General features: G+C 61.1%; 24 protein-coding genes. 7 read left to right on the top strand and 17 right to left on the bottom strand.

All coding sequences use genetic code 11. The features are described from left to right. Positions 1 to 110 precede the first annotated feature (110 nt). On the bottom strand, positions 111 to 974 hold the full coding sequence (locus ACTJKS_RS20135) for a LysR family transcriptional regulator (RefSeq protein ID WP_098968462.1): 864 nt from the start codon (positions 972 to 974) through the stop codon (positions 111 to 113). A gap of 16 nt (positions 975 to 990) precedes the next feature. Next, positions 991 to 3,306, bottom strand: coding sequence for a heavy metal translocating P-type ATPase (locus ACTJKS_RS20130; RefSeq protein ID WP_108184123.1), 2,316 nt, complete (start codon positions 3,304 to 3,306; stop codon positions 991 to 993). A gap of 85 nt (positions 3,307 to 3,391) precedes the next feature. Here ACTJKS_RS20130 and cadR point away from each other — a divergent pair, with 85 nt between their 5' ends. Next, the gene (gene cadR, locus ACTJKS_RS20125) at positions 3,392 to 3,841 is read left to right on the top strand and encodes a Cd(II)/Pb(II)-responsive transcriptional regulator (RefSeq protein ID WP_007964189.1); all 450 of its coding nucleotides are present in this window, start codon (positions 3,392 to 3,394) and stop codon (positions 3,839 to 3,841) included. Between the two features lie 122 nt (positions 3,842 to 3,963). On the opposite strand, the gene ACTJKS_RS20120 is transcribed toward cadR, so the two are convergent. The 3 genes from ACTJKS_RS20120 to ACTJKS_RS20110 form a co-directional block, all read right to left on the bottom strand. Further along, positions 3,964 to 4,935, bottom strand: coding sequence for a thymidylate synthase (locus ACTJKS_RS20120; protein WP_108184124.1), 972 nt, complete (start codon positions 4,933 to 4,935; stop codon positions 3,964 to 3,966). A 50-nt stretch (positions 4,936 to 4,985) separates the two neighbouring features. Beyond that, the gene (gene lgt / locus ACTJKS_RS20115; protein WP_007965581.1) at positions 4,986 to 5,801 is read right to left on the bottom strand and encodes a prolipoprotein diacylglyceryl transferase; all 816 of its coding nucleotides are present in this window, start codon (positions 5,799 to 5,801) and stop codon (positions 4,986 to 4,988) included. Between the two features lie 93 nt (positions 5,802 to 5,894). Further along, positions 5,895 to 6,677: a sulfite exporter TauE/SafE family protein gene (locus tag ACTJKS_RS20110; RefSeq protein WP_047297179.1), complete on the bottom strand. Its 783-nt coding sequence runs from the start codon at positions 6,675 to 6,677 to the stop codon at positions 5,895 to 5,897. A 130-nt stretch (positions 6,678 to 6,807) separates the two neighbouring features. On the opposite strand from ACTJKS_RS20110, the gene ACTJKS_RS20105 reads away from it, so the two are divergent. Then, on the top strand, positions 6,808 to 7,554 hold the full coding sequence (locus ACTJKS_RS20105; RefSeq protein WP_041072167.1) for an NRDE family protein: 747 nt from the start codon (positions 6,808 to 6,810) through the stop codon (positions 7,552 to 7,554). Positions 7,555 to 7,713: 159 nt separating this feature from the next. On the opposite strand, the gene ptsP is transcribed toward ACTJKS_RS20105, so the two are convergent. Continuing rightward, positions 7,714 to 9,993: a phosphoenolpyruvate--protein phosphotransferase gene (gene ptsP / locus ACTJKS_RS20100; RefSeq protein ID WP_041072165.1), complete on the bottom strand. Its 2,280-nt coding sequence runs from the start codon at positions 9,991 to 9,993 to the stop codon at positions 7,714 to 7,716. Between the two features lie 22 nt (positions 9,994 to 10,015). After that, positions 10,016 to 10,495: an RNA pyrophosphohydrolase gene (locus tag ACTJKS_RS20095; protein ID WP_003229203.1), complete on the bottom strand. Its 480-nt coding sequence runs from the start codon at positions 10,493 to 10,495 to the stop codon at positions 10,016 to 10,018. 143 nt (positions 10,496 to 10,638) lie between these two features. Between ACTJKS_RS20095 and ACTJKS_RS20090 the strand changes: the two genes are divergently transcribed. Continuing rightward, positions 10,639 to 11,295: an HAD family hydrolase gene (locus tag ACTJKS_RS20090; RefSeq protein ID WP_041072163.1), complete on the top strand. Its 657-nt coding sequence runs from the start codon at positions 10,639 to 10,641 to the stop codon at positions 11,293 to 11,295. A gap of 119 nt (positions 11,296 to 11,414) precedes the next feature. On the opposite strand, the gene ACTJKS_RS20085 is transcribed toward ACTJKS_RS20090, so the two are convergent. Then, entirely contained in the window at positions 11,415 to 11,840 is a 426-nt protein-coding gene (locus ACTJKS_RS20085; protein WP_041072161.1) for a DUF2269 domain-containing protein, read from the bottom strand. A 39-nt stretch (positions 11,841 to 11,879) separates the two neighbouring features. Then, entirely contained in the window at positions 11,880 to 13,394 is a 1,515-nt protein-coding gene (gene ilvA / locus ACTJKS_RS20080) for a threonine ammonia-lyase, biosynthetic (protein WP_041072159.1), read from the bottom strand. Between the two features lie 309 nt (positions 13,395 to 13,703). On the opposite strand from ilvA, the gene rpiA reads away from it, so the two are divergent. Beyond that, positions 13,704 to 14,378: a ribose-5-phosphate isomerase RpiA gene (gene rpiA / locus ACTJKS_RS20075; RefSeq protein ID WP_095137581.1), complete on the top strand. Its 675-nt coding sequence runs from the start codon at positions 13,704 to 13,706 to the stop codon at positions 14,376 to 14,378. Positions 14,379 to 14,460: 82 nt separating this feature from the next. Here the strand turns inward: rpiA and ACTJKS_RS20070 are convergent, their stop codons facing one another. The 4 genes from ACTJKS_RS20070 to ACTJKS_RS20055 all read right to left on the bottom strand — a co-directional run bounded on the left by ACTJKS_RS20070 (position 14,461) and on the right by ACTJKS_RS20055 (position 18,811). Further along, positions 14,461 to 15,378 carry an SdiA-regulated domain-containing protein gene (locus ACTJKS_RS20070; protein ID WP_108184125.1) on the bottom strand — a complete coding sequence of 306 codons (918 nt, stop codon included), beginning with the start codon at positions 15,376 to 15,378 and terminating at the stop codon, positions 14,461 to 14,463. 195 nt (positions 15,379 to 15,573) lie between these two features. Further along, complete coding sequence (locus tag ACTJKS_RS20065; RefSeq protein WP_108184126.1) at positions 15,574 to 16,497, bottom strand: SdiA-regulated domain-containing protein; 924 nt, start codon at positions 16,495 to 16,497, stop codon at positions 15,574 to 15,576. A gap of 214 nt (positions 16,498 to 16,711) precedes the next feature. Continuing rightward, on the bottom strand, positions 16,712 to 17,377 hold the full coding sequence (locus tag ACTJKS_RS20060; protein WP_041072151.1) for a fumarylacetoacetate hydrolase family protein: 666 nt from the start codon (positions 17,375 to 17,377) through the stop codon (positions 16,712 to 16,714). 39 nt (positions 17,378 to 17,416) lie between these two features. Next, the gene (locus tag ACTJKS_RS20055) at positions 17,417 to 18,811 is read right to left on the bottom strand and encodes an FAD-binding oxidoreductase (protein WP_108184127.1); all 1,395 of its coding nucleotides are present in this window, start codon (positions 18,809 to 18,811) and stop codon (positions 17,417 to 17,419) included. Between the two features lie 204 nt (positions 18,812 to 19,015). Here ACTJKS_RS20055 and serA point away from each other — a divergent pair, with 204 nt between their 5' ends. Next, positions 19,016 to 20,245 carry a phosphoglycerate dehydrogenase gene (gene serA / locus ACTJKS_RS20050; RefSeq protein ID WP_003229219.1) on the top strand — a complete coding sequence of 410 codons (1,230 nt, stop codon included), beginning with the start codon at positions 19,016 to 19,018 and terminating at the stop codon, positions 20,243 to 20,245. Between the two features lie 62 nt (positions 20,246 to 20,307). Here serA and ACTJKS_RS20045 read toward each other — a convergent pair whose 3' ends face one another. Continuing rightward, the gene (locus tag ACTJKS_RS20045) at positions 20,308 to 20,733 is read right to left on the bottom strand and encodes a DUF4399 domain-containing protein (protein WP_041072147.1); all 426 of its coding nucleotides are present in this window, start codon (positions 20,731 to 20,733) and stop codon (positions 20,308 to 20,310) included. 135 nt (positions 20,734 to 20,868) lie between these two features. Here ACTJKS_RS20045 and ACTJKS_RS20040 point away from each other — a divergent pair, with 135 nt between their 5' ends. Continuing rightward, positions 20,869 to 21,432: a transporter substrate-binding domain-containing protein gene (locus ACTJKS_RS20040; RefSeq protein ID WP_041072145.1), complete on the top strand. Its 564-nt coding sequence runs from the start codon at positions 20,869 to 20,871 to the stop codon at positions 21,430 to 21,432. A 101-nt stretch (positions 21,433 to 21,533) separates the two neighbouring features. Here the strand turns inward: ACTJKS_RS20040 and ACTJKS_RS20035 are convergent, their stop codons facing one another. Both ACTJKS_RS20035 and ACTJKS_RS20030 read right to left on the bottom strand, forming a co-directional pair. Then, the gene (locus ACTJKS_RS20035; protein WP_108184128.1) at positions 21,534 to 22,019 is read right to left on the bottom strand and encodes a DUF523 domain-containing protein; all 486 of its coding nucleotides are present in this window, start codon (positions 22,017 to 22,019) and stop codon (positions 21,534 to 21,536) included. Position 22,020: 1 nt separating this feature from the next. Continuing rightward, a complete protein-coding gene (locus ACTJKS_RS20030) occupies positions 22,021 to 22,653 on the bottom strand; it encodes a 2OG-Fe(II) oxygenase (protein ID WP_041072141.1) in 633 nt (210 codons plus the stop codon). A gap of 108 nt (positions 22,654 to 22,761) precedes the next feature. Between ACTJKS_RS20030 and ACTJKS_RS20025 the strand changes: the two genes are divergently transcribed. Continuing rightward, positions 22,762 to 23,514 (top strand): DUF2059 domain-containing protein, encoded by a 753-nt coding sequence (locus ACTJKS_RS20025; RefSeq protein ID WP_108184129.1) that lies wholly within the window; start codon positions 22,762 to 22,764, stop codon positions 23,512 to 23,514. A gap of 129 nt (positions 23,515 to 23,643) precedes the next feature. On the opposite strand, the gene ACTJKS_RS20020 is transcribed toward ACTJKS_RS20025, so the two are convergent. After that, the gene (locus ACTJKS_RS20020; protein WP_108184130.1) at positions 23,644 to 24,591 is read right to left on the bottom strand and encodes an alpha/beta hydrolase; all 948 of its coding nucleotides are present in this window, start codon (positions 24,589 to 24,591) and stop codon (positions 23,644 to 23,646) included. Positions 24,592 to 24,687 lie beyond the last annotated feature (96 nt).

Genomic DNA, 24,687 nt, shown 5'->3' with positions numbered 1-24,687 from the left:
GGCAAGCCAGCTCCCACAAGGATCTTCAGTGAATGCAGATTTTGTGAACACCTGAAATACCTGTGGGAGCTGGCTTGCCAGCGATGGGGCCAGTACTAGCAGTGAAGAAATCAGGCCGGGGACATTTCCTGAGCCAAGCCGAGGAAGGCCGCCGGCAACCGCGCCCCCTTGCGCTCCTTGAGGCAATACAGGTACTCGGGAATCTGCGGCGCATTCTCGATGGTCAGCACGCGCAACTGCGGATCATGCGGCACTTCCTGGCGGGCAATGATGCTGATGCCGATATTGCGCAGCACCGCCTCGCGGATCGACTCACGGCTGCCGATCTCCAGCAACGGCCCGAAACTGACCCCGGCGCTTTCCAGCAACTCCTCGGTCAAACGGCGGGTGGTCGAACCGGACTCGCGCATCAGCAAGGTATGCCCGGCCAGTGCACTCAACGCCACATGCTCCTGCGCCGCCAGCGGATGGTTGCGATGCACCGCCAGCACCAGCGGATCGCTACCCAATACCCGGCGAATCAACCGCGCATCCTCAAGCAACTGCGACGACGCCGCGACATCCACCCGGTAATCCTCCAGCGCTTCGAGCACTTGTTGCGAGTTGCCGATTTCCACCGACACCTCCACCTGCGGCAGACGCTCGCGGAAGGTCTTCACCAGATCGAGGATGTAATACGGCGCAGTGGCAGCGATGCGCAACGTGCCCTGCACCTGACCGCTGTTGCGCAGGAAGAACTCGATGTCGGCCTCCTGCTGCAACAGCGTCTTGACCATCGGCAGCAACCGCGCGCCTTCGTCGCTGACACTCAAACGACGGCCGCCACGGTAGAACAGCTCCACCGAATACTGGCTTTCCAGATTGCGAATCTGCGTGGTCACGGTGGGTTGGCTGAGGCCGAGCTTTTTCGCCGCCAGCGTAATGCTGCCCAGGCGGGCGACCATATAAAACGCTTTCAGCTCGGCACTCAGCACAACCATCCCTCATCGTTTATTTACGCAGCAGGCGCAAACCGTTGAACACCACCAGCAGGCTCACGCCCATGTCGGCAAACACCGCCATCCACATGGTGGCGAGTCCGGCGAAGGTTACCCCAAGAAAGATAGCCTTGATCACCAGGGCCAAGGCGATGTTCTGTTTCAAGATGCTCGCGGTGTCGCGCGACAGGCTGATGAACGCCGGGATCTTGCGCAGATCATCGTCCATCAGGGCGACATCGGCGGTTTCAATCGCGGTGTCGGTGCCGGCGGCCGCCATGGCGAAACCGATTTCGGCCCGCGCCAGCGCCGGGGCGTCGTTGATACCGTCGCCGACCATGCCGACCCGATGCCCCTGTGCATAAAGCTCTTCGATAGCCTGCAGCTTGTCGGTCGGCAGCAAGTCGCCCTTGGCCTGATCGATACCGACCTGCGCGGCAATCGCCTGCGCGGTGTGAACGTTGTCGCCGGTCAGCATCAAGGTTTTCACGCCCAGTGCGTGCAACTGGCGGATCGCTTCGCGACTGGATTCCTTGACTGTGTCGGCCACGGCGAACAGCGCCAGCGGACCAGAACTGTCGAGCAGCAACACCACGGATTTGCCCTGTTTCTCCAGCGCAAACAGCTTCTCTTCGAGTTGCGGCGAGCACAGGCCCAGCTCCTCGACCAGACGATGGTTGCCCAAGTGATAGGTCTGGCCGTTGACCTGGCCCTTCACGCCACGACCGGCCAGCGCTTCGAAGTTATCCACACTCAGCACGGCGAGGTTTTTATCCACAGCCGCATTGGCGATCGCCAGCGACACCGGGTGATCGGAGCGCCCGGCCAGCGCGGCGGCAATCGCCGGAGCGCTGGCGTCAGCGGTCGGGTTGAGCGACAGGTAATCGGTCTGCACCGGTTTGCCGTGGGTGATGGTGCCGGTCTTGTCCAGCGCCAGATAATCGAGCTTGAAACCGCCCTCCAGATAAACGCCGCCCTTGACCAGAATACCTTTGCGCGCCGCCGCCGCGAGGCCGCTGACGATGGTCACCGGGGTGGAGATCACCAGTGCGCACGGGCAGGCCACCACCAGCAACACCAGCGCGCGGTAGATCCAGTCGAACCACACCGCGCCCATGAACAGCGGCGGAATGATCGCCACGGCCAGCGCCAGCGCGAACACCACCGGGGTGTAGATTTTCGAGAATTGATCGACGAAGCGTTGGGTCGGAGCGCGCGCCCCCTGAGCCTGCTCGACGGCGTGGATGATCCGCGCCAGGGTCGAGTTGTTCGCCGCCGCAGTCACCGTGTATTCCAGCGAGCCGGCCTGGTTGATGGTGCCGGCGAAGACTTTGTCGCCCACGGTTTTCTCCACCGGCAGGCTTTCGCCGGTGATCGGCGCCTGATCGATGGTCGAACTGCCGCTGACGACTTCACCGTCCAGGGCGATGCGCTCGCCGGGTTTTACCCGCACACGGGCGCCGAGTTCGACGCTTTTAACCTCTTGTTCGATCCAGTTGCCATCGGCCTGCTGCACCGTGGCCTGTTCCGGGGTCATTTGCATCAGGCCGCTGATGGCGTTGCGCGCGCGATCCAGCGAGCGCGCCTCGATCAATTCGGCCACGGTAAACAGGAACATCACCATCGCCGCTTCCGGCCACTGCCCGATCAACACCGCACCGGTCACCGCGATGCTCATCAGCGCATTGATGTTGAGGTTACGGTTCTTCAGGGCGATCCAGCCCTTTTTATAGGTGGTCAGGCCGCCGCTGAGGATCGACACCAGCGCAATGATCGCCACCACCCAGGTTGGCGCGGCGTTGGTGAAGTGGATAACTTCCGCCGCCAGCGCGCCGACACCGGACAGCGCCAACGGCCACCAGTGTTTTTTTACTGGTGCCGGGGCCGGGGTTTCGACGCCCGCCTCCAAAGGCTCGGCGTGCATGCCCAGCGAGGTGATCGCCTCGGTGATCGGCGCGGTGTCCGGCAGGTTGTGGGTCACGCCGAGCACGCGGTTGATCAGATTGAATTCCAGTTGCTGCACCCCGGCCAGTTTGCCGAGCTTGTTCTGGATCAGCGTCTGCTCGGTCGGGCAGTCCATCGCTTCGATGCGGAAACTGCTCAACCGGGCGTCAGCGCTGGTCTTTTCGCTCAGTTGCACCAACGCAGGCGCAGCCGCTGTCGACGAGCAGCAAGAATCTTCGTGCGAATGAACCGGTGCCGGTGCTGCGGCTTTCGACCCGCAGCAGGAATCGCCGCCATGTTCGTGCTTATGCACAGGCTGCAATTTATGGCTGTGGCTATGATCGTGCCCGTCGCCGGGCTTGTGGGTGTGCTGGGAATCGCTCATTGGTCGCGTCCATGAAGGTGCCTGTTGCCAAGTAAAGACCCTGTAGCCACTATAGGGTCAAGCACCCATTTTGGAGATCGCTGTCATGAAGATCGGAGAACTGGCGAAACTCACCGACTGCGCCGTGGAAACCATCCGCTATTACGAGCGCGAAAACCTGCTGCCGGAACCGGCGCGCAGCGATGGCAACTACCGCGTCTACACCCAGGCCCACGCCGAACGCCTGACCTTCATCCGCAACTGCCGCACCCTCGACATGACCCTCGAAGAAATCCGCAGCCTGCTGGCCATGCGTGACAGCCCGCAGGATCAGTGTGCAAGCGTCAATACGCTGATCGACGAGCACATCCAGCATGTGAAAGCGCGGATTGACGGATTGCTGGCCTTGCAGACACAACTGCTCGACCTGCGCCAACGCTGTGGCGAAGGGCCGGGGGCGGATCAGTGCGGGATTTTGCAGCGGCTGGAGGTGAGTGGTGGCGTCGTCGCAACCGAAGTCGAACATTCCCACGTAGGCCGCAGCCACGGCCATTGACAACACCACAAAATATTGTGGGAGCTGGCTTGCCAGCGATAGCGGTTTTACCGACACATCAATGTTGAATGTGCTGCCGTCATCGCTGGCAAGCCAGCTCCCACAGGTTTAATGGCAGTCTGTCAGACCGCCATCGGCGCGGTCATCGGCGCATGGTGCTCGTAACCTTCCAGCGAGAAATCGCTCGGCTCCACCAGCTCCAGCCACTCCGGCTGGTATACACCGGTCTTGGCAAACTCCGGCACGCGGTCGGAGATTTTCAGTTTTGGCATGGCGAACGGCTCGCGCTTGAGCTGTTCGTTGAGCATGTCCAGATGGTTCTCGTAGACGTGCGCATCACCGATGAAATAGGTGAACCAGCGCGGCGTGTAACCGGTCAGGCGCCCGATCAGGCTGAGCAGCGCGGCGCCTTCGGTGAGGTTGAACGGCGTGCCCAGGCCCAGGTCGTTGGAGCGGATGTAGAGGGTCAGGGAGATCTCTTTGGTCTCTACATTCGGATGGAACTGGTACAGCAGATGGCACGGCGGCAGGGCCATTTCATCGAGCTGGGCGCAGTTCCAGCCGTGGAACAGGATGCGGCGGCTGCCCGGATCCTTGATGATCGTGTCGACGCACTGGCGCACCTGATCGATGGCTTTGTACAGCACCACATAGGCCTGGCCGTCTTCATCGCCCTGGGCGATCTGCTTGTAGCCGTTGCTCAGGGTCTGTTCGATGGCGGCGGTGTTGCTCAGCGGGATCTGCTTGTACGCCGGCCATTTGCGCCATTGCACGCCGTAGATTTCGCCGAGGTCGTCTTCGCCCTGACGGAACGGGTTGGCCAGCCACTGCGCGTTTTCGTTGGCGTTCTGGTCCCAGACCTTGCAGCCCAGCGCACGGAATTCAGCGGCATTGTTCACGCCACGCAGAAAACCGCACATCTCGCCGATGGCCGATTTGAAGGCCATCTTGCGGGTGGTGATCGCCGGGAAACCTTCCTGCAGATCGAAACGCAGCATCGCACCCGGGAAGCTGATGGTGTTGATGCCGGTGCGGTTGGCCTGTTTGGTGCCGTTCGCAATGACGTGCGAGACCAGTTCGAGATATTGCTTCATGAGTTACCTGTGTCCTTTGAGCCCCGGCGTCGCGCGCCGGGGTTCGTAGTTTAAGCGGTCGGCGCGAGCGGCGCTGCCGGCGCACGACGATAGGCCAGCCAGATCAGGAACAGCCCGCCGACAATCATCGGCACGCACAGCACTTGGCCCATGGTCAGCCAGTTCCAGGCCAGGTAGCCCAGTTGCGCGTCCGGTACGCGGACGAACTCGACGATGAAACGGAAGATGCCGTAGAACAGCGCAAACATGCCCGATACCGCCATGGTCGGACGCGGTTTACGCGAGAACAGCCACAGGATCAGGAACAGCGCGACGCCTTCGAGCGCGAACTGATACAGCTGCGACGGGTGACGCGGCAGCTGCGCCGGATCGCTGAACGGCGGGAAGATCATCGCCCACGGCACGTCGGTCGGCTTGCCCCACAGCTCGGCGTTGATGAAGTTACCGATACGCCCGGCGCCCAGACCGATCGGCACCATCGGCGCAACGAAGTCCATCAGCTGGAAGAAAGTCTTGCCGTTGCGTTTGCCGAACCACAGCGCGGCGAGCATCACCCCGATGAAACCGCCGTGGAACGACATGCCACCCTTCCACACTTCGAAAATCAGCGTCGGGTTGGCGATGTAGGCACTCAGGTCATAGAACAGCACGTAACCCAGACGTCCACCGACAATCACCCCCATCGACAGCCAGAACACCAGATCGGAGAGCTTCTCCTTGGTCCAGGTCGGGTCGAAACGGTTGAGCCGGCTCGACGCCAGCAGCCATGCGCCGCCGATGCCGACGAGGTACATCAGGCCGTACCAGTGGATTTTCAGCGGACCGATGGCCAGGGCCACCGGGTCGATCTGCGGGTAAGGCAGCATTGCGACTCCTCGTTAGAGTTGAAACCAAAATTCCCGGGCGACGCTGCCACCTCAGGATTAAGCCAGGATTGCGGCCTGCTCTGAACCAGAGGCTCAGAGCAGGAAATTCAGACCCACGCAGAACAGCAAAGCGGCGAACAGCCGTTTCAGCAAGCGCGGCGACAACTTGTGCGCCAGACGCGCGCCGAGACGGGCGAACACCATGCTGGTCAGGGCAATGCCCAGCAGCGCCGGCAAATAAACAAAACCGAGACTATGCGGCGGCAACAACGGATCATGCCAGCCCAGAATCATGAAACTTAAGGCACTGGCCAGCGCAATCGGCAGGCCACAAGCCGACGACGTCGCTACGGCTTGCTGCATCGGCACGCTGCGCCAGGTCAGGAACGGCACGGTCAGCGAGCCGCCGCCGATCCCGAAAATCGCCGAGGCCCAGCCAATCACACTGCCGGCCACGGTCAGACCGAGTTTGCCCGGCACCGTTCGACTGGCCTTGGGTTTGACCTCCAGCGCCAGTTGCACGGCAATCACCAAGGCGAACACGCCGATGATCTTCTGCAGGTTCGGCCCGGAAATCGCCTCGGCCGTCAGCGCCCCAAAACCGGCGCCGAGCAGAATGCCCACGGTCATCCACATGAAGATCGGCCAGCGCACCGCACCACGTCGATGGTGTTCACGCACGGCATTGACCGAAGTGAAGATGATGGTCGCCAGCGATGTCCCTACCGCCAGATGCGTGAGGATCGACTGATCGAATCCCTGCAAGGTAAAACTGAACACCAGCACCGGGACAATAATGATCCCGCCGCCCACCCCGAACAGCCCGGCCAGCACGCCCGCACAGGCGCCCAACGCCAGATAGAGCAGAAATTCCATGACCGTCTCCCAGACGCATCCCCAAAACCGGAGCGGCATGGTAACGGATGCATGCCCTCCGGCTCCACTTGCGATGGATGCACGGACGCCGACTGCGTAGAGTGAGCAAAAAACACACAAGGACCACCTTATGTGCCTGATCGTTTTCGCCTGGCGTCCGGGCCATGCCCAGCCGCTGATCGTCGCGGCCAACCGTGACGAGTTCTACGCCCGCCCGAGCCTGCCGCTGGCGCCATGGACCGACGCGCCGCACGTACATGCCGGGCGCGATCTTGAGGCGGGCGGCACCTGGCTGGGGATCGGCGCCAGCGGGCGCTTTGCCGCGCTGACCAATATCCGCGATCCACACCAGCCTCCGGCGCGTAAATCGAGGGGCGAGCTGGTGGCGCGGTTTCTCGCGGGCGATGCGTCGATTGATGATTATTTAAGCGATGTGGTCGCGCGCTCGCCGGAGTACGCCGGGTTCAACCTGCTGCTGGGCAATGCCCACGAGCTGTGGCACTTCAATGCGCGAACGTCCGAGCCGGTGATGCTCCAACCCGGGGTTTACGGGCTGTCGAATGCCGGGCTGGATACGCCGTGGCCGAAACTGCTCAAGGCCAAGGCTGCCCTGAGCGCGGTGCTGGACGATCCACAACCTGCGCGGTTGCTGGAGTTGCTGGGCGATGCGCAAACCGCACCGTTTGCCGAACTGCCGGACACCGGAGTCGGGCTGGCGACCGAATCACTGCTGTCGAGCGTGTTCATTGCCAGCCAGAGTTACGGGACGCGGGCGAGTACGGCGTTGATTGTGCAGGCGGACGGCACGCGGCGGATGATCGAGCGCAGTTTCGGGCCGTATGGCGGGCATTTGGGGGAGGTGGAGATCAATACCTGAAAGTGAGCAACCATTGTGGCGAGGGAGCTTGCTCCCGCTCGGGTGCGAAGCAGCCGCAACCCAGCCAATGCGATCTCTCAGAAGAATCTCATTGACCGAATTGGGAGCGCTCCGCACTCCAGCGGGAGCAAGCTCCCTCGCCACAGGGCCATCAGCCTTTTAAAGGGCCTTGTTGACCGCCGGCGGATTCATCTTCGACAAGCCGAGATTCTTCAGCGCCAGTTGCAGCGAGCTGTGGATAACCTGCGGATTGTCGATGGTCATCAGCTCGGCCAGCAGGTCCTTAGCCTTGCTCAGGTTGATTTGACGCAGCATCCACTTCACTTTCGGCAGGTTGGTGGCGTTCATCGACAGGCTGTCGAAGCCCATCGCCATCAACAGCACCGCCGCTGCCGGATCACCGGCCATTTCGCCGCAGATGCTCACCGGCTTGCCTTCGGCATGCGCGTCGCGCACCACAGTCTGCAGGGCTTGCAGCACCGCCGGGTGCAGGTAGTCGTAGAGATCGGCTACTCGCGGGTTGTTGCGGTCAACCGCCAGCAGGTACTGAGTCAGGTCGTTGGAGCCGACCGACAGGAAGTCCACCTGGCGCGCCAGTTCCCTGGTCTGATACACCGCCGCCGGAATCTCGATCATCACCCCGATCGGCGGCATCGGCACGTCGGTGCCTTCGTCGCGCACTTCGCCCCAGGCCCGGTGGATCAGGTGCAGGGCTTCTTCGAGTTCGTGGGTGCCGGAGATCATCGGCAGCAGGATCCGCAGGTTGTTCAGGCCTTCGCTGGCCTTGAGCATCGCACGGGTCTGCACCAGGAAGATTTCCGGGTGGTCGAGGGTCACGCGAATCCCGCGCCAGCCGAGGAACGGGTTGTCTTCCTTGATCGGGAAGTACGACAGCGATTTGTCACCGCCGATGTCCAGACTGCGCATGGTCACCGGTTGCGGATGAAACGCGGCGAGCTGCTCGCGATAGATCGCCAGTTGTTCCTTCTCGCTCGGGAAGCGCTGGTTGATCATGAACGGCACTTCGGTGCGGTACAGGCCGACACCCTCGGCGCCGCGCTTCTGCGCCCGCGCCACATCGGCCAGCAGACCGGTGTTGACCCACAACGGCATGCGGTGCCCGTCGAGGGTCACGCACGGCAGGTCACGCAGGGTATCGAGGCCCAGCGCCAGTTGTTTCTCTTCTTCGACCACCTCGGCGAACTGCTTGCGCAGCACGTCGCCAGGGTTGGTGTAGACCTCGCCGCGGGTGCCATCGACGATCACTTCGATACCGTCGACCTTGGCGTACGGCAGATCGACCAGGCCCATCACCGTCGGAATGCCCATGGCCCGGGCCAGGATCGCGACGTGGGAGTTGCCCGAACCGAGGACCGACACCAGACCGACCAGCGTGCCTTCCGGCACCTCGCCGAGCATCGCCGGCGTCAGTTCTTCGCTGACCAGAATGGTTTTTTCCGGGTAGACCAGGTTCTGCTGACGCTCTTCCTGCAGGTAAGCCAGCAGGCGCCGGCCGAGGTCTTTGACGTCCGACGCACGCTCGCGCAGGTAGGCGTCGTCCATCAGTTCGAAACGGTTGACGTGCTCAGTGACCACCTGGCGCAGCGCGCCCTGGGCCCACTGGCCGGTCTTGATCACGGTGGTGATTTCGCTGCCCAGCGAGGCATCGTCGAGCATCATCAGGTAGACGTCGAACAGCGCGCGCTCTTCCGGACGCAACTGGGTCGCCAGTTTGGCGGACAAGGCGCGCATGTCGGCGCGCACGCCTTCGATGGCGGTCTTGAACAGCGCCAGTTCGGCGTCGATGTCGGTGATGTGCTTGTCCGGCACCACGTCCAGATCCGCTGGCGGCAGCATCACCACCGCAGTACCGACGGCAGCACCCGGCGAACCCGGTACGCCGACGAACTTGGCTTCCTGAATACCCTTGCCCTGACGGCCCAGGCCACGGATCGAACCGGTGGCCTCGGCGTGGGCGATCACGCCGGCGAGCTGCGCGCTCATGGTCACGAGGAAGGCTTCTTCACCTTCATCGAACTGGCGGCGTTCTTTCTGCTGGATGACCAACACGCCGACGACGCGGCGGTGGTGAATGATCGGCGCCCCGAGGAAGGAGGCGTAGCGCTCCTCGCCGGTCTCGGCGAAGTAGCGGTAGCGCGGGTGATCCGCGGCGTTTTCGAGGTTCAGGGGTTCTTCACGCGTGCCGACCAGACCCACCAGACCTTCGTTGGGTGCCATGCTGACCTTGCCGATCGAGCGCTTGTTCAAGCCCTCGGTGGCCATCAGGACGAAGCGGTTGGTCTCGGGATCAAGCAGGTAGACCGAGCAGACCTGGCTGCCCATGGCCTCTTTGACGCGCAACACAATAATCCCCAACGCCGCCTTGAGATCCTTGGCGGAGTTAACTTCCTGGACGATCTTGCGCAGCGTATTGAGCATGGCTCGGGGTCGAACTCCGTCGTCAGTCGCGCGCTAAAAGGCGCGGGGCAAGCTCTTTGAGGGCGCGTCGATACACCTCGCGCTTGAATGTCACCACCTGGCCCAACGGATACCAATAACTGACCCAGCGCCAGCCATCGAACTCCGGTTTACCGGTCAAATCCATCCGCACCCGCTGCTCGTTGGAGATCAGGCGCAGGAGAAACCATTTCTGTTTCTGGCCGATGCACAGCGGTTGGCTGTGGGTACGCACCAGACGTTGCGGCAAACGATAGCGCAACCAGCCCCGGGTACAGGCCAGTATTTCAACATCTTCACGTTCCAGGCCAACTTCTTCGTTCAGCTCGCGGTACAAGGCGTCTTCCGGCGTCTCCTCGGGGTTGATTCCCCCTTGCGGAAACTGCCAGGCATCTTGATTGATACGGCGAGCCCATAGCACCTGGCCGGCGTCATTCGTCAGAATGATCCCGACATTGGGGCGGAAACCATCGGGGTCGATCACGGCAACAACCTCGCAAACGCATGTCGCCGCATTGTTCCACAAAGCTTGATAAGGCGGCAACGAAGGTTCCTACCTTATGTGCACTCTTGTGAAAAGACCGTATTCTTGTCGCCTTTTTACTGACTTTTCAGCGGGTAACTGCAATGCGCCTGGCTCTATTCGATTTGGACAACACCCTTCTGGGCGGCGACAGCGATCACGCTTGGGGCGACTATCTGTGCGAGCGCGGCTTCCTCGATCCGGTGGCGTACAAGCAGCGTAACGACGAGTTCTACCAGGATTACCTGGCCGGCCAGCTGGATAACGCCGCGTACCTGAACTTCTGCCTGGAAATCCTCGGTCGCACCGAAATGGCCGTGCTTGAGCAGTGGCATAACGATTACATGCGCGACTGCATTGAGCCGATCATGCTGCCCAAGGCGCTGGAGTTGCTGAAACAGCACCGTGACGCCGGTGACAAACTGGTGATCATCACCGCCACCAACCGCTTCGTCACCGCGCCGATTGCCGTGCGCCTGGGCGTTGAAACCCTGATCGCCACCGAGTGCGAGATGGTCGATGGCCGCTACACCGGGCGCAGCACCGACATTCCGTGCTTCCGCGAAGGCAAGGTGACGCGCCTGAATCGCTGGCTGGAGGAAACCGGGCATTCGCTGGATGACAGCTATTTCTACAGCGACTCGATGAATGACCTGCCGCTGCTGGAGCAGGTGGCGAACCCGGTGGCCGTGGATCCGGATCCGAATCTGCGGGCCGAGGCCGAGAAGCGCGGATGGCCAGTCATTAGTCTGCGCGGCTGATATAGCTATCGCTGGCAAGCCAGCTCCCACAGGTTTTTCAGGTGGTCACACCATTTGTGTTCGCTACAGATCCTGTGGGAGCTGGCTTGCCAGCGATTGAAGCAACGCGGTCTCAAGCCTTAAACAGGCTTGGCGCCCATCAACCCGGCAATCGCGATAAAGCAGACAACACTGAACAACGCCAAGGCAAAAGTGAACCTGCCAACCCCGCCAGGCGCCTTGCGCAAGCGATTCAACCGCACCAGCAACCAGAACCACGCCAGCGCCGCCACGGTATACAGCACGCTGGAGGCCAGCAGCCAGGTCTGCCCCAGCGGCCAGCCGACCAGATGCACCATGCCCCAGCCGGTGAACGGCATGCTCAACAACGCCAGGCCCATCAACAGCCAGATGAACACCCGTGGCCGTTGCAAGGTGCGGCTGCCCGCCGTTGCATCACCTTTGCGTTTTGCCAGAAAAACCCAGACTCCCAACCCCAGCGCACCGGCCAGCAACACTACAGTGGCGACCATGTGCGCGGCTTTCAGGGCAGTTAACGTTTCCATTGTTCGATTTCCTCAGGGCCTGCCCATCAGCGTAGCCGCTCAGCCAAGAAACAACTGATAGGCCGGGTTTTCGCTTTCATCCCAGTACGGATAACCGATTTCCTCAAGCGCCGCCGGCACCAGATGGCGCTCGTCATGCGGTACTTGCAGGCCCGCGACCACCCGGCCGTCAGCTGCGCCGTGGTTGCGGTAGTGGAACATCGAGATGTTCCAGCGCCCGCCGAGCTTGTTGAGGAAGTTGAACAGCGCGCCCGGACGTTCCGGGAATTCGAAGCGGAACACCACTTCGTCGATCACGTGCGCCGCATGGCCGCCCACCATGTGACGAATGTGCAACTTGGCCAGTTCGTTGTCGGTCAGGTCGAGTACCGGGAAACCCTGCTCGGTCAGGCTCGCCAGCAGCGCGCTGCGCGGGTCGTTTTCCGGGTGCGTCTGCACGCCGACGAAGATGTGTGCTTCGCTGCCGGTGTTGTAGCGATAGTTGAATTCGGTGATCTGGCGCTTGCCAATCGCTTCGCAGAAGGCTTTGAAACTGCCGGCCTTCTCAGGAATGGTCACGGCGATGATCGCCTCGCGACCCTCGCCCAGCTCGGCGCGCTCGGCGACGTGGCGCAGGCGGTCGAAATTGACGTTGGCTCCGGAGTCGATGGCGACGAAGGTCTGGCCACTGACGCCGCGCAGTTCGACGTACTTCTTGATCCCGGCCACGCCCAAGGCGCCGGCAGGTTCGGTGATCGAGCGGGTATCGTCGTAGATATCCTTGATTGCCGCGCAGATCTCGTCGGTGCTGACAGTTATTACTTCGTCGACGTAGTCTTTGCAGATGTCGAAGGTGTGCTGGCCGATCTGTGCCACCGCCACGCCGTCGGCGAAGATGCCCACGGTCGGCAGTACCACGCGCTCACCGGCGGCCATGGCCGCTTGCAGGCAGTTGGAGTCGTCCGGCTCGACGCCGATGACCTTGATGTCCGGACGCAGGTATTTCACGTACGCCGCGATACCGGCAATCAGACCGCCGCCGCCGACCGGCACGAAGATCGCGTCCAGCGGTTGCGGGTGCTGGCGCAGAATTTCCATCGCCACGGTGCCCTGCCCGGCAATGGTGTGCGGATCGTCGTACGGGTGGATGTAGACGTAGCCCTTTTCATCGACCAGTTTCAGCGAGTAGGCCAGCGCTTCCGGGAACGAATCGCCGTGCAGCACGACTTTGCCGCCGCGCGAGCGCACGCCTTCGACCTTGATCTCCGGAGTAGTCTTGGGCATGACGATGGTCGCTTTCACGCCCAGCACTTTCGCCGCCAGCGCCAGACCCTGCGCATGGTTGCCCGCCGACGCGGTGACCACGCCACGGGCACGTTCTTCGTCGGTCAGCTGGGTCAGCTTGTTGTACGCGCCGCGAATCTTGAACGAGAACACCGGCTGCAAGTCTTCACGCTTGAGCCAAATGTCATTGCCCAGCCGCTCGGAGAGCTGGCGAGCGTTCTGCAGCGGAGTTTCTACGGCAACGTCATAAACGCGCGAGGTGAGGATCTTTTTGACGTACTGTTCGAGCATCGGAAAGCATCACTGAGCGGTTGGGCAGGGCCAAGGAGTCTAACCCGGCTTTTGCCCGTGCGACCACACTGAACAGGGGGTTTTAGCCGGGGCGAACAGTTTGTGATGCAAACCTCATTGTGGTGAGGGGATTTATCTCCGATCGGCGGCTCAGCCGTCGTCAACCTGAGAGCGCAATATTTGCGAGGGGTGCTGGGAGCGCTTCGCCCTCCATCGGGGATAAATCCCCTCACCACAGGAGTTTTCGCCGGGCATGGGGGCTATAATGCCGGCCTTTCCGAACTCACCTTGCCCGCTTCCGGAGCCCGCATGACCCAGGATCAACTCAAACAGGCAGTGGCTCAGGCCGCCGTCGACTTCATCCTCCCGAAACTCGATGACAAGAGCATCGTCGGGGTCGGCACCGGCTCCACCGCCAACTGCTTCATCGATGCGCTGGCCCAGCACAAGGGCGCGTTCGATGGCGCGGTCGCCAGTTCCGAAGCCACTGCCGCACGCCTCAAGGGCCACGGCATTCCGGTGTATGAGCTGAACACTGTCAGCGACCTGGAGTTCTACGTCGACGGCGCCGACGAGAGCGACGCGCACCTGAACCTGATCAAGGGCGGCGGCGCGGCCCTGACCCGCGAGAAGATCGTCGCGGCCGTGGCCAAGACCTTCATCTGCATCGCCGACGCCAGCAAACTGGTGCCGGTGCTGGGCGAATTCCCTCTGCCGGTGGAAGTGATCCCGATGGCCCGCAGCCACGTCGCCCGCCAACTGGTGAAACTGGGCGGCGACCCGGTGTACCGCGAAGGCGTACTGACCGATAACGGCAACATCATCCTCGACGTGTACAACCTGCAGATCACCAACCCGGTGGAGCTGGAAGCGCAGATCAACGCGATCGTCGGCGTGGTCACCAACGGTCTGTTCGCGGCGCGCCCGGCGGATCTGCTGTTGCTGGGCACCAGCGAAGGTGTAAAAACGCTGAAGGCTGAGTAAGTCAGCCGCCCACCATTTATGGGCAGGCGAGTAAACCTGTGGGAGCTGGCAAGCCAGCTCCCACAGTGTTTTGCGGTGTGAGTTAAGGCTGTGCAGGTTTCCTGAAGACGTAAAACAGATTCGGCTCACTCACCAGATACAACGTTCCGTCATCATCCATCGCCATGCCTTCGGCTTGCGGCACGCTCTTGTGCAAACCCTGCCGGCCCTTGTTCAGCGACAAGGTGCTCAGCGGACGTCCATCAACATCCAGTTCAAGAATCAGCCCCGACTCGTCGGACAGCACCAACAAATGGCCGCTGCGCTCGTCGTATTGCAGGCTCGACAGATCGCGCACGAACATCCCGGCATCGCGCTTAGGGTTGTTGATCACGTGCACCGCGTAGGATTTTTCTGGATTGAAGTGCGGAAACCCGTGCACTTCATAAATCAGCATCGGGTCGCGCTCCTTGGCCACGAACAGGCGTTTGCCCACCGAGTCATACGCCAGGCCCTCGAAGCCCTTGTTGCCGCTCATGTGCACGCCAAGGGTCATCTGTTCGGCATCCGCCGCATCGAGGAAGGTCGTGTCCTGCTCAAGATGCACCTTGATCAGCCGTTGCTCTCGCTCGTCGGTGATCACATAGGTGTCGGCACTGATGAACTCCACCGCTTCGGCATCGCCAAAGCCGATCAGTGCGATGCGCCGCAGGATCTTGCCGTCGAGCGACAACTCGACCAATTCGGCGTGCTTATTGGTCACGGTGAACAGGCTTTTGCGCAGCGGATCGTAGGTCAGCGCCGACACATCGTCGTTCAGCCCGTCGATGACCCTGGCCTCCACCTCGACCCGGTACTGATCCAGACCGATGGCCTGGCTGCTTAACGGTTGCCACACACTGTGCAGGTTGAACCAGGCGCGCTCGAACAGGCGCAGGTATTGGCCGATCGCGATCAACGCGATCAGGGCAATCACTGACAGGATGGAAAACAGGGGCTTGGGACGGGCAAGTCGACGCATTCAGGCAGGCTCGGGATCAAAACAGGCGGATGAAATATCACGCCTGTCTGAACTGAAGCTTAATGGCCACTTGCCTCAGGCCACAAGACGCCCCTGTGTAGGAGCTGCCGCAGGCTGCGATCTTTTGATCTTGAAAAACAAAAGCAAAAGATCGCAGCCTGCGGCAGCTCCTACATGAGGATTAGTGAAAGGTGGTTATTTCTGCTTTTCGAAACGATAGAACAGGTTCGGCTCACTGACCATGTACAGCGTACCCGCGTCGTCCATGGTCACGCCTTCGGCGCGGGGAATGGTGCTCTTCAAACCGTTGAAGCCGCCCAGCAGGGTCATGAAGCTGACTTGCTCGCCCTTCTCGTCCAGCTCCAGCAACAGATGCGAATCAGCGGACAGCACCAGGGTGTGGCCGGTACGCGGGTCGATGGCCAGCGCCGAGAGGTTGCGGATATCCAGCTCATCATTGGCCAGCTTCTGCTTGTCACCCTTGAGGATCTGGCTGCCGTCGCTTTTCCAGGTGAACAGCGCTGGCGGCCGCTCTTCGCCCAGCAGCAACTGCTGGTTGCGCGGATCCCAGGTGATTGCCTCAAATGCCTTGTTCTGGTTTTTCGACGGACCGAGGTCGTATTTCGGGAAATCGGCGATATTCAGCTCGCGGGTGCTGGCATCGACCTTGACGATGGTCAGCAGATGCTCGCGCTCATCGACGATCGCCATCAGGCCGTTTTGCAACACGGTCACACCTTCCGGATTGCTCCAGCCCACCAGCGGCATCTTGCGCAGCACATCACCCTGCAGGGTCAGTTCGACCAAAAACGGGTTCTTGCCCATCACTGAAAACAGGGTTTTGGTCTGCGGGTTGTAGGACAGGTCAGAGGCCTCATCCTTTTCCATGCCCGGCAGCAATTTACCGTCGATGACCACGCGATAGTCCGGCAACCAGATGCTCGCTTTTTGCTCGGCCTGGCTTTCGAAACGCTCGCGCAACCAGAGCAGGCCACGGTCGTCCCAATGCATGGCAAACGCCAGGCCATACGCGGCGGCAAGCACCAGCAACAGCCAGACATACCAGCGCAGGGCAAAACGTGAACGACGGGAAGGTTTGAGCTGAGTTTGAGCTGACATCAGGGACGCGTTCCGAAAATTCAGGCTATGGGTAATAGCACAAAGAGGCCGGCTCAGACGCCAGAATGAGAGGAATTATCCGGACAGAATGTGAAAAAAACGGCAAATGACGGGATTGCCCCCTGCCTTATAAAGCCGGATCAAAAGATCGCAGCCTGCGGCAGCTCCTACAGAGACAGGTGTAGGAGCTGACGAAGGCTGCGATCTTTTGCCCTTAGCGCACGCTGCTGCTGAAGCGGCTCGCGCCAACCAGTTCCAGCACGATGTCGTCGCCGACATTCAGCGGGCCGACGCCCACTGGTGTGCCGGTGAGGATCACGTCGCCGGCCTGCAGCGAAAAGCAGCCGGCCATGTGCTGGATCATCGGCACGATCGGGTTGAGCATCGCGCTGCTGTTGCCGTCCTGACGCACTTCACCGTTGATGGTCAGGCGAATACCGATGTCGGTCAGGTCTGGGAACGTGCTGCCGACCACAAACGGCGCGATCACCGCCGCGCCGTCGAACGATTTGGCGATTTCCCATGGCAGGCCCTTGGACTTGAGCTCGGCCTGCTTGTCGCGCAGGGTCAAATCCAGCGCCGGGGCGAAACCGGAGATCGCATCCAGCACTTCTTCGCGGCTCGGTTTGGTCGACAGCGGCTTGCCGATCAACACGGCGATTTCCGCTTCGTAGTGCACCGAGCCGCGCTCGGTCGGAATGCTGAACCCACCTTCCAGCGGCACCACACAACTGCCCGGCTTGATGAACAGCAACGGCTCGGTAGGCACCGGGTTGTCCAGTTCCTTGGCGTGTTCGGCGTAATTACGGCCAATGCACACTACTTTCCCGATCGGGAAGTGAATGCGCGTGCCGTCGACGTACTGGTGCTGATAGCTCATTTACCGACTCCTGCCTTCATTGATTCAGGGGATTGCCAATCAAACCGCGAAGATCTTGCCCGGGTTCATGATGCCGTTCGGGTCGAACACCGCTTTGACCGCCTTCATGTACTCGATTTCGACCGGCGAACGGCTGTACGTCAAATAGTCGCGCTTGGTCATGCCCACGCCGTGTTCGGCGGAGATCGAACCGTTGTATTTCTCGACGGTTTCGAACACCCACTTGTTGACGGTCGCACACTTGGCGAAGAACTCGTCCTTGCTCAGGTTATCCGGCTTGAGGATGTTCAAGTGCAGGTTGCCGTCGCCAATGTGGCCGAACCAGACAATTTCGAAATCCGGGTAATGTTCACCGACGATCGCGTCGATTTCCTGCAGAAACGCCGGCACTTTCGACACGGTGACCGAGATGTCGTTCTTGTACGGCGTCCAGTGCGAGATGGTTTCGGAAATGTACTCGCGCAACTTCCACAGGTTGTGCAGCTGGGTTTCGCTCTGGCTCATCACGCCATCCAGCACCCAGCCCTGCTCGACGCAGTGTTCGAAGGTTTCCAGCGCGGTGTTGGCCACTTCTTCGCTGGTTGCCTCGAATTCCAGCAACGCATAGAACGGGCACTCGGTGTCGAACGGCGCCGGTACATCGCCACGGCCCAGCACTTTGGCCAGGGCCTTGTCGGAGAAGAATTCGAACGCGGTCAGGTCAAGCTTGCCCTGAAAGGCGTGCAGCACCGGCATGATCGAGTCGAAATCAGCGGTGCCGAGGACCATCGCCGTAAGGTTTTTCGGCGCGCGATCCAGACGCATGGTCGCTTCGACCACAAAACCCAAAGTGCCCTCGGCACCAATGAATAATTGGCGCAGGTCGTAACCGGTGGCGTTCTTGATCAGGTCTTTGTTCAGCTCCAGCACATCACCCTTGCCGGTGACCACTTTCAGGCCAGCGACCCAGTTACGGGTCATGCCGTAGCGAATCACCTTGATCCCGCCGGCATTGGTGCCGATGTTGCCGCCAATCTGACTGGAACCGGCCGACGCGAAGTCCACCGGGTAGTACAGGCCGTTTTCTTCGGCGACGTTTTGCAGGTGTTCGGTGACCACGCCCGGCTGGCACACGGCGGTGCGATCGGTGAGGTTCACGTCGAGAATCTGGTTCATGTAGTCGAACGACACCACCACTTCGCCATTGGCGGCGACGGCGGCGGCGGACAGCCCGGTGCGCCCGCCGGATGGCACCAGCGCCACTTTGTGGGTATTGGCCCAGCGGACGACGGCCTGCACCTGCTCGATGGTCTTGGGAAACACGATGGCGCCTGGCGCGGGCGCGAAGTGCTTGGTCCAATCCTTGCCGTACGCATTCAGGGAGTCGGCGTCGGTCAGGACCTTGCCAGGCTCGACCAGGGTCTTCAGTTCATCAATCAGGGCAGGATTGGTCATCGACAGAACTCTCGAACAATTCATGGTCATCCTGAAGACGCTTCACGTCGCAGGAATGAGTGTTTAGCGGGGTGGCTATGCTAGCATACCGACCCCGCAGGCCAGTGCCCAAGGCCAGTTCTGCGGTGACGGCTTTCTTGTCGTCCAGGTCAATGTCTGTTGACCATTTCCTGCCATTTTTCTCCGGGATACAGGTTTACGCAGATGAGCAAGACTTCTCTCGATAAGAGCAAGATCAAGTTCCTTCTTCTCGAAGGCGTCCACCAATCGGCTGTCGACGTCCTCAAGGCGGCGGGCTACACCAGCATCGAATACCTGACAGGCTCCTTGCCGGAAGCCGAGCTCAAGGAAAAGATCGCTGACGCTCACTTCATCGGCATTCGTTCGCGCACCCAACTGACCGAAGAGATCTTCGATCACGCGAAGAAGCTGGTCGCGGTCGGCTGTTTCTGCATCGGCACCAACCAGGTTGACCTGAGTGCTGCCCGCGAGCGCGGTATCGCCGTGTTCAACGCGCCGTACTCCAACACCCGCTCCGTCGCGGAACTGGTACTGGCCGAAGCGATCCTGCTGCTGCGCGGCATTCCGGAGAAAAACGCTTCCTGCCACCGTGGCGGCTGGATCAAGTCCGCAGCCAACTCCTTCGAGATCCGTGGCAAGAAACTCGGCATCGTCGGCTACGGCTCGATCGGTACGCAGCTGTCGGTTCTGGCTGAAGGCTTAGGGATGCAGGTCTTCTTCTACGACACCGTGACCAAGCTGCCGCTGGGCAACGCCACTCAGGTCGGTAACCTGCACGAGCTGCTGGGCATGTCCGACATCGTCACCCTGCACGTTCCGGAAACCGCTGCGACCCAGTGGATGATCGGCGAGAAGGAAATCCGCGCCATCAAGAAGGGCGGCATCCTGATCAACGCCGCGCGCGGTACCGTGGTCGAGCTGGACGCCCTGGCGGACGCGATCAAGGACAAGCACCTGATCGGCGCGGCCATCGACGTGTTCCCGGTAGAGCCACGCTCCAACGACGAAGAGTTCGAAAGCCCGCTGCGTGGCCTGGACAACGTGATCCTGACCCCGCACATCGGTGGCTCGACTGCCGAAGCCCAGGCCAATATCGGTCTGGAAGTGGCGGAGAAACTGGTCAAGTACAGCGACAACGGTACTTCGGTGTCGTCGGTGAACTTCCCGGAAGTGGCCCTGCCGGCTCACCCTGGCAAGCACCGTCTGCTGCACATCCACGAGAACATTCCGGGTGTGATGAGCGAGATCAACAAGGTCTTCGCCGAAAACGGCATCAACATCTCCGGTCAGTTCCTGCAGACCAACGAGAAAGTCGGTTACGTGGTGATCGACGTCGACGCCGAGTACTCGGAGCTGGCGCAAGAGAAGCTGCAACACGTCAACGGCACCATCCGTAGCCGCGTGCTGTTCTGATCGAACGCCGAGCAATGAAAAAGGGAGCCTTCGGGCTCCCTTTTTCATGCACCACCGGAAACTTATTTGACGTTGACGGTGATTTTCTTCGACACGATTGGCGGATCGAACGGCATGTGGCCGCTGTCGCCCAGTTCCAGCTGCAAGGTGTGCTTGCCCGGGGCCAGTTTGATCGTGGCCTCGGTCTGCGCCTTGCCGAAGTGCATGTGGTTGGCATCATTCGGAATCGGCGCGCCCGCCGCCGGCATTTGGTCGACGTCGATCAGCAGGTGATGGTGACCGGTGTTCTTGGTAACGTCACCGGCCGGTGCCAGCGCCACGTCCTTGACCCCGAACTTGACCTTGAACTCCTGAGAAACCGTGGCCCCGTCTTCGGGAGAAACGATGAACACTTCGGCACCTTTAGGCGCCGGGGTCGCTGCACTGGCCAGCACTGAAACACCCATCAACAGGCCAGCCAAGGCTGCTCGTGACATAAACGTTTTCATTCTCTTCTCCAGTTTTTCCGTAAAATCCGCGCGGTCATGACAACTTCACGACCATTCGTTGTCGAAGGCACTCGACAACCATAGCAAAGCGAGCCTGACTCAGAGCATCGCAATAATGATTTCAAAGGAGTGACCATGCGCCTTCTGCCTGGCCTGATCTGCCTGCTACCCCTTCTGAGCCCCTTGGCTCACGCCGAACTGATTGATGACGTCAACGACCGTGGCGAGTTGCGCATTGCCCTTGAGGCTAATACACCGCCCTTCAATTTCAAGGATGGCGACACACTCACGGGGTTCGAGGTCGAGCTTGGGCAACTGCTGGCCAACGAGCTGGATGTACGCGCCGACTTCATCGTCACCGACGAAGCCGACCTGCTCCAGGGCGTTGAAAGCGGCAAGTACGACGTCGCGCTCAACCACATAGCACTGACACCTGAACTCAAGGATCGTTTCGACTTCAGCGAGCCTTACGGCAAGGTCGACTCGCAGCTATGGGCGAAGAAAGATGAGCAGCCACGGCCAATGGTGCTGGTGCAGGCGCTGACCGAAGAGAAGCCGAAAGCGACCCCGGTGGAGCTGGCGATTCCGTTTCAGAAGGGTAATCCGGCATTTCACGCCAGCCTGGAAGGTGCGTTGCAGCGGATCAAGGCCGATGGGCGGTTGGCGGCGCTGTCCGCGAAGTGGTTCACCGAACCGTAGGAGCTGCCGCAGGCTGCGAGCTTTTGATCTTGATTTTGAAGATCAAGAGATCGCAGCCTCGTTTCACTCGACAGCTCCTACAGGGGGTTTGTGGTGGGCTTTTAGTCGAGGTGGGCCAGGGCCATGGCGGCCTGAGAAAGTTCGAGTTCACTGAAGACTTGAACCCCATGGCGTTTGAGCAGCGCAGCCGTCACGCCTTCTCCCGAAACCTTCACCCCACTGAACGTCCCGTCATAAGTCAGCAGATTCCCGCAGGAAGGGCTGTTGGCCTTGAGCACCGCCACACGGATGCCATGCTTTTGCACCAGTGCCAGCGCCTGCCGCGCGCCGTCGAGAAACTGCGCGCTGACGTCCTCGCCTTCGGTGGTGATCACCGCTGCCTTGCCATCGAGCACGTCGGTGCCCTGCCCGCCCGGGATTTCCGCCGCGGCACGCGGGGTCGGCAAACCACCGGCCACTTCCGGACACAGCGGCACTACACGGCCTTCGGCGATCCACTGTTCGAGCAAGTCGAACGGCCCGCTGGCCCCGCCGTCGTAACGCACGCGGTGGCCCAACAGGCAGCGGCTGACCAGAATCTTCTGCATCTCAGAACGGCTCGTTGCCACGACGGCGGAACCAGCCGGTCAGCGACAGGCGCTCGCGCTGCGCCGGCAACACTTCATGCGGTACTTCGCCAGAGAGGAACACCACCAGGCAGCCGCCGGTGGGTTGCACGTCATGCACCCGGTCTTCGCTCAGGTACATGCGCAACTGACCGCCGTCTTCCGGCAGCCAGGCGTCATTGAGGTAGACCACCGCCGAGACCATGCGCCGGTCATCGTCGCGAAAACGGTCGACGTGCTTGCGGTAGAACGCGCCCGGCGGATACAGGGCGAAGTGGCACTCGAAATCCTCAAGCCCGAGGAACAACCCGCGATTGAGCGCCTCGCGCAGACTCTCCATCAGATTCAGATAACGGTCGCTGGCCTCGGCCTGGCCCGGGTCGATCCACTGGATGTGGTCGCCACGAATGCCCTCGCGAATCTCCGAAAACGGCCCACGGCCTACCGCTGCCGGCGCCAGTTCGCCCTCGGCCTCACGTTTGCGGCACTCGGCCGCCAGCTCACGGGTCAAACCCGCGGGCAGGAAAATGTTCTGCTGCGACCAGCCATGCTCGGCCAAGTCGTCGACGATGCGTAACAGCAGCGGGTGTTCAGAGGATATTTGCATGGCGCGCATAGTATGCCGGCGGCAGGAAATCCGACAGAGCCACGCGGCGGCTTGATACGAATTCTCGACAAGTACCGGCACCGCACGGAGAATAGTCCGCTGCTGACAGGAGTCCCTATGCGCCGTTTGCTTTTTTCACTGTTGATGTTCTGCGTTTTGCCCGCCTGGGCGGACGGCCACGATCAGCTGTACAAGATCGCCGGCTGGCCAGATCAACGTGCGCATTTCAACGATGCCCTGAGCGCCGCGCAGCAGCGCTACCAGAACAACCTGCCACCGGCGGTGTTCCAGGCCCTGGTCAATAACAGCAACCAGCGCTTCGCCCCCCAGGCCATGGATCAGCGTGCCGAAGCGCAGCTGCGCCAGCACCTTGCCGATCCACAACCGGCGCTGACCTTTTTTCAATCGCCGCTGGGCAAGAAAATCGTCGCCGCTGAATTGCTCGCCACCCGTAGCGATCAGCTGGCGAAGAACGCCAAAGGCTTGCCGAAGATGCAGGTCAGCGACAGCCGTCTGCTGGTCATCGGCCATCTGGCCCAAGCCCTGCCGGCGCGCGAGGCCGGCGCCGAAGTCAGTCTGGCGATTGCCGGCGTGGCGGCGGACAGCCTGAGTTCGATGATCCCCGGCCTGCTCGGCGGCGGTCAGGCGCAAGGCATGTTGAACGGTCAGCGCCAGCGCCTGATGGAGCAGATCGGCGCCGATTTGAACAACACGCTGCTCTACGTTTATCGCGATCTGTCGGACGACGAACTGGAGCAGTTCGCGACTTTTGCCGAATCCACTGAGGGCAAGGCGTATTACCAGGCGGCGCTGGCAGCGATCCGGGCGGGGTTGGCGGTGGGGCAAAGCTCTTCGAACCTTGGCCAGTAAGCTTTATCACCTTTCAGACCGCCATCGCTGGCAAGCCAGCTCCCACAAGGATTTTCATCTAATACAGAGTTTGTGAACGCCGGAAAACCTGTGGGAGCTGGCTTGTCAGCGATGAGGCCAGCAACTCCCCTAGAGATTCCGCCCCCTGATCCGCTTGTTCAGAAACTCGAAATACTCCTCGCGCATCTCCAGCGTCTCATTCGCCAGATGATGCCGCGCCTCTGGCAGCAACAGAATCTGCGGCCGGTCGAATTTCCACTTCAGCACCTGCAAGTTGTGCTGCCAGTCCACGGTCATGTCCGCCTGCCCCTGAATGATCAGCGGCCGTCGCGGACTTTTTTTCGCGTGTTCGACGCGGATGATCCAGCGCGACAGCGCACCGACCCACGCGGTCGGCAAGCGCTTTGGCTGCAACGGATCGGACTGCAGAAACGGCAGGAAATCCGGGTCGTTGGAGTTCTCGCTGAAGCGCCGGGCGATGCCTCGCACGAAAGGTCTGAGCAGGTAATAACTGAGCTGCGACCAGCCCCAGGCGCGCGGACGTACCAGCGGCGCCAACAGAATCAAATGGCCTTGCGCCGGGCTGCCCTCGCCATGATTGAGTACATGGTCGACGACGATCGCGCCGCCGGTGCTTTGCCCGCACAGGTGCCAGGGTTGCGGCAGGGCAATCGAACCGGCTTCGGCGAACAGCGCCTGCAAGGCGTCCTGATATTCAGAGAAATCACGGATGCTCGCCCGCGGCCCACTCGACAAACCATGCCCCGGCAAGTCGCAGGCAATAACAGCAAAATCCTGATCCAGTGCCCACTCGATGACATGCCGATACAGCCCGGTGTGATCGTAAAAACCGTGCAGCAGAAACAGCGTGCCCTTGACCTTCTCCGGCCACCAGCAATGGCTGACCAGCTCATACCCGTCCACTTCAAAGCGGCCCATGCCGCGCCAGACATCGCGCTCGGGGAAGTCGGTTTTATAAAACCGCTGATACGCTTTCGCCTCATCCGACAACGGCTGCCACTGGGCCAAAGGCTTGAGGCTGGCGCGTAAATGATCGGCATCGAAAGTGTCAGGCATGCGGGTATTCCAAAGCGGTAAACAGACTTTATCGGCCTGCGATATTCATCTGTTGCGGCAAGCATGGCAAGCTAGCCCCCCTTCGAGGATCGAAAA

The sequence above is a fragment of the Pseudomonas sp. 22189 genome (assembly GCF_052045635.1).
GTDB classification, from domain to species: Bacteria; Pseudomonadota; Gammaproteobacteria; order Pseudomonadales; family Pseudomonadaceae; genus Aquipseudomonas; species Aquipseudomonas parakoreensis.
Note: the sequence above shows the minus strand (reverse complement) of the source record. Positions and strands in the feature narration are given on the sequence as shown.